This is a genomic window from Oscillibacter sp. CAG:155 (assembly GCA_000436875.1).
In the GTDB taxonomy this organism is placed as follows: Bacteria; Bacillota; Clostridia; order Oscillospirales; family Oscillospiraceae; genus Oscillibacter.
The window spans coordinates 7,472-11,491 of the sequence record FR890946.1 but is presented as its reverse complement, the minus strand read 5'-3'; the positions used below and the strand labels follow the sequence as shown (position 1 = coordinate 11,491).

4 protein-coding genes and 1 pseudogene are annotated in these 4,020 nt (G+C 58.9%); 3 read left to right on the top strand and 2 right to left on the bottom strand.

Annotation, left to right across the window (positions count from 1 at the left end; all coding sequences use genetic code 11):
* A partial coding sequence (locus QZL67_RS08995) for a GGDEF domain-containing protein (protein ID WP_292920200.1) occupies positions 1-1,182 on the top strand: 1,182 nt, incomplete at its 5' end.
* A gap of 57 nt (positions 1,183-1,239) precedes the next feature.
* Here the strand turns inward: QZL67_RS08995 and QZL67_RS08990 are convergent.
* Together QZL67_RS08990 and QZL67_RS08985 are read right to left on the bottom strand one after the other, a co-directional pair.
* The gene (locus QZL67_RS08990; RefSeq protein ID WP_022290390.1) at positions 1,240-2,034 is read right to left on the bottom strand and encodes a TIGR04255 family protein; all 795 of its coding nucleotides are present in this window, start codon (positions 2,032-2,034) and stop codon (positions 1,240-1,242) included.
* Between the two features lie 74 nt (positions 2,035-2,108).
* The gene (locus tag QZL67_RS08985; RefSeq protein WP_022290389.1) at positions 2,109-2,909 is read right to left on the bottom strand and encodes a cell wall hydrolase; all 801 of its coding nucleotides are present in this window, start codon (positions 2,907-2,909) and stop codon (positions 2,109-2,111) included.
* A 265-nt stretch (positions 2,910-3,174) separates the two neighbouring features.
* Between QZL67_RS08985 and QZL67_RS08980 the strand changes: the two genes are divergently transcribed.
* Both QZL67_RS08980 and QZL67_RS08975 read left to right on the top strand, forming a co-directional pair.
* Positions 3,175-3,369: a DUF6774 domain-containing protein gene (locus QZL67_RS08980; RefSeq protein ID WP_022290388.1), complete on the top strand. Its 195-nt coding sequence runs from the start codon at positions 3,175-3,177 to the stop codon at positions 3,367-3,369.
* Positions 3,370-3,464: 95 nt separating this feature from the next.
* Positions 3,465-4,020, top strand: a pseudogene (locus QZL67_RS08975) (hypothetical protein); the annotation flags it as partial.

The window sequence follows — 4,020 nt, the reverse complement described above, 5'->3', positions numbered from 1 at the left end:
AGACGTGGGCTGTTGCAGGTGGCCGGAATCGATGCGAAGGGGGGAGTGTTGGTGGACGGTAAAAAGCATTATCATGTAGAACAGATCCAGAGCGCATACCGGCGTATTGATGACAAATGGCTGCATATGCAGTATCGGCTGATGCTGGCTCTGGTAGTGGTGGCCACAGCGCTGGAAGCGGGAATGTTTTTCGTACTTTGGGAGCTGAACGTGGTGAAAACCTCTGCGGGTTGGTACCTGGTCAAGTACCTTGTGGTTCCTGCCGGCTGTAATCTGGTGCTGAGTTTCCTGGCGACGATATTGATGCGGGGGCCCTTTTCCGAGAGAAAAAAGATCTATGGGCTTTCTCTGCTGATGACCGTCATGGCATTTGTCCTCTATACCATCCATGCCACATGGAACTCGCTGCTGCTGGCATTTGCCATCCCGATGCTGGTGACGGTGGTCTATGCCGATCAGCTTTTAACGGGGCTGGTCAGCGTACTGTGTCTCGCGGGAAAAGCCGTCTCTGACCTGCTGATTTTTTGGGACCCGGTGCGGGGCGGCGTATGGGACAGCAACAATGCCTTTGTGGATTTCATACTGTCCCTGCTGCTGCTGACCCTCTTTTATGGGATTTGTGCATTTCTGATCCGCATCGAGCGGGAAAAAAACAATGTCAGCATCGACCTGGAGCGCCAGCGTCAAAAATACCATATGGAGTCCCTTACCGACGCACTGACGGGCGTGTGGAATCGGCAGGCCCTGCGGGAGGCGTTTCGGCGGTTGGAAGACCGGGCGGCGGATTGCCAGGTGTTTTTGGCAATGATGGATCTGGATGACTTTAAACGGCTCAATGATACCTATGGCCATTATCGGGGCGATGACTACCTAAAAGCGCTGGGCGGTGTGCTGAAGGCGGTCGAGACGGATCGGATTCAGGCCTTCCGCTTCGGCGGAGATGAATTTTGCATGCTGTTTTACACTTGCTCCCGGGAAGAGGCGGAACAGGTTTGCTGCGAGATTCAAACGCGCTTTGCGGAGGAGAGCGTCCATAAGACCTGCCGACCGGTATCCGTCAGCATCGGTATCGCGCGTTTTGAAACGGGGGAGCGACCGTCCCATCTGCTGCAGAGGGCGGATGCAGCCCTTTATCAGGCCAAGCAGAAAAAGGGAAGCATCTGCTTTGACGCAGAGAGCTGACAGAAAAATCCCCCGGATGATTCATCATCCGGGGGATTTTCCGCGTTTATTCAGGGATTATTCCGGGTCCATGGCTGTGCGCAGCTGGTCCGTAATGGCCCCTTCAAACAGTCTCGTGGAATGGGCGTGAAGGGTTTCCAGCGCACCGGCGGCCAGCGTGCAGGGCACATTACCGCCCATGGACAGATCCATGTCAAAGATGAACTTGACCTCCGGGTCCTGAGTGGCGCCGGGGGCGTTGTTCTTGATGCGGCCGGGACCGGCGTGGATCTTGGCCTGACAGCTGGAGTCCAGCTTTACCTGCAGATCGCAGGAGCAGAGGGTGAAGGCGTCTTCGCGAACGTCCTCCTCCCGCAGCGCCCCGGTGTAAGCGGGGGCAAACAGGTCTGCCCAGTCGGCATCCTCCAGCCCTAACCGGGAGCGGGAGACGATATTGACGTACCGCAGTCCCACCCGCTGGAAGAAGGAGGGATGGTAGATGCGGATGAAGGAGGCGAGGGGCTTGTCCAGCTGACGGGCAAACTCCTCCCACCCGGGATAGCGCAGGGTGGACAGGGCGATAAAGTTCTCCGTCAGGTTCAGCTTCCACACACCGTCTGCGGAGAGAAAATTATAATTGGTGATCGGAGGCTGCTGCTCCACCTTGGGATTGGGGCCGCCCAGACCGGTGACTTTCGGCGCGGCAATGTCCTGCCGGCGTGCGTACTGCGGGAAGTCCTCCCGGATGGCATCCTGGAAATCAGCGGGCTCCACGCTGTTGATGGTGAGAATGGTGGGGAACCGCAGCTGGCAGATGACCTCATGGACGGGGGCATTACGGTAGTGGCTGCGGGAACGATCGGAAAACAGCATGTAACAGTCTCCTTTGTTGTCAAGATGCATTTATTGTATGCCCCATTTTCGCAAAAGTCAATCCGCAGCCCCGTTCACAGATAGAAGCGGTGACAGCCGATGGTGGTGAGGTAGGTCCGGTTGGCGTTGATCCAGGTGCCCTGGGACAGGGCGGGGGCATAGAAGTAAAGCGCATCCTCCAAAACCACCTCTCCGTCCAGAACTTGCCGGGCGGCCTCTGTGGAGAGGGCGGTAGGGCTTTGATAAACCGTGCCGTTGTCCACCGGCTGGAACTGTGTTCCGTGTTTACGGTCAAAGATCACGGCAGGGATGGTGTCCGGGAAGGCGTCATCCGCCACCCGGTTGAGAACCACATTGCCCACGGCGATCTGGCCTTGCAGTGATTCTCCCCGGCTTTCAGCGCTGATGATGCGGCTGAGCCAGTACAGGTCCGATGCGTCATAATCCGCTTCTGGTGAGGAGACCGCGGCACCGCCCAGATAAGGGTCCCAGGATACGCCGCCGCCCAACTGAGTTACCAGCAGCCGCAGCGGCACATAGGTGCGGCCATTTTGTACATAGACAATGCCAAGGTATGTGATCCCGTTGACGGTAATGGTGCCGTCGGCGGGGTCTGCGGTGACATGGAACCCGTCGGCGGTGGCCTTGGCCTCCTTGTTCTGGGCGTCCCACCAGACGTCCCATCCGCCGAAGGTCTCCAGCAGGGTCCGCAGGGGAACGTATGTAACGCCGGCCCGCAGCGTGGAGGTGCCGGAGAGAATCTCCCCATCTACCTGTACCGGTACTGTGCGCTCTGACGCGGCGGCTGCCTGAACCGGTATGGCGCAGGTCAGGGAAGCGGCGGCCAGCAGAGCGCATAATAGCTTTCGTTTCAAGTCGTCTCGTCCTTTCACTTTTTTGGCAGGACCGTCCGGCGGACGGACAGCCGATGCCTGGTAACATGATACGGAACTTTTCCGGCAGCGGCAACCCACAAAACCTGTCAGATCCGGCAGCTGTTTCCAACCGAAAACACGGTGATCCGGCCGTTGTCTCTTCGAATCGGAGGCTGATGAGACGTTTCCCGGGAATTGGGACAACATCCGGCAGAGTAAACTGGCGTCCGGGTTCATAGACTGTTGGCGAGGGGAGGGGGAGCGGATGGACGCCTTTGAGTGGACTGCCGGCGTGTATGCCACGGCTATGGCTATGGCGAAATGCATGGATTCAAAGGAGCTGACCCGCAGCGCCCTAATTTTCACCCAACTGGGGACTACACTTGCCACACTGGCGGCGCTGCAGGAGCTGGACGAGACTTCCACAGAGAAAAATGACACGGACTCGTCTGCCTTGTAGCCGTTTTTCTGGGATTACAGTTGCAAAAGGCGCATTTTTTTTGTATAATACTCCTCGTGATGAAAATTTGAGACAGAACCGGGAGGAGCGTTTCCATGCAAGACCGCTTTCAATCTGTCCTGAAGGAGCATGCTGCCCGCTATCCGGCCATGACGCCCCAGGATTACGGCAAGCTGGCCTATCAGAATGTGTTTGGACCGGAGCATCTGGTGCAGGACACCTGGCAGGTTGGCCAGCGGCTGCGGGAGGAGTGGATGACGCTTCCTCCATCTGCGTCCGGCGGACCGTGGGCGGAGCCGATTGGAAACGGGCTTTGCCGGCTGCATCTGGCAGGCCCCTGGGACCCGGAGGCGGCAGCGCTGACGGCGGAACTGTTTTGCCGGACCGCCCGGGAACATTCCGGCACGCCGAAGGAACTGGCGGAGCGTCTGGATGTGCTGCGGGACCAGCCGGTTCCCGGCATGGAGGAGTGGCTTGCATCGTATGAGGCCCAGGGCTGTCCGGCAGTCCACCACAGCGAAGCGTTTCGGGCGGCCTACCAGCCCCACTACCGGGTGCTGGCGGCGGACTATGCCCACTATTTCCCTGCGCTGCTGGCGATCCGGCGGCTGCTGGCGGGAAAGGGACGAGCCGTGGTGGCTGGGGGCGGGC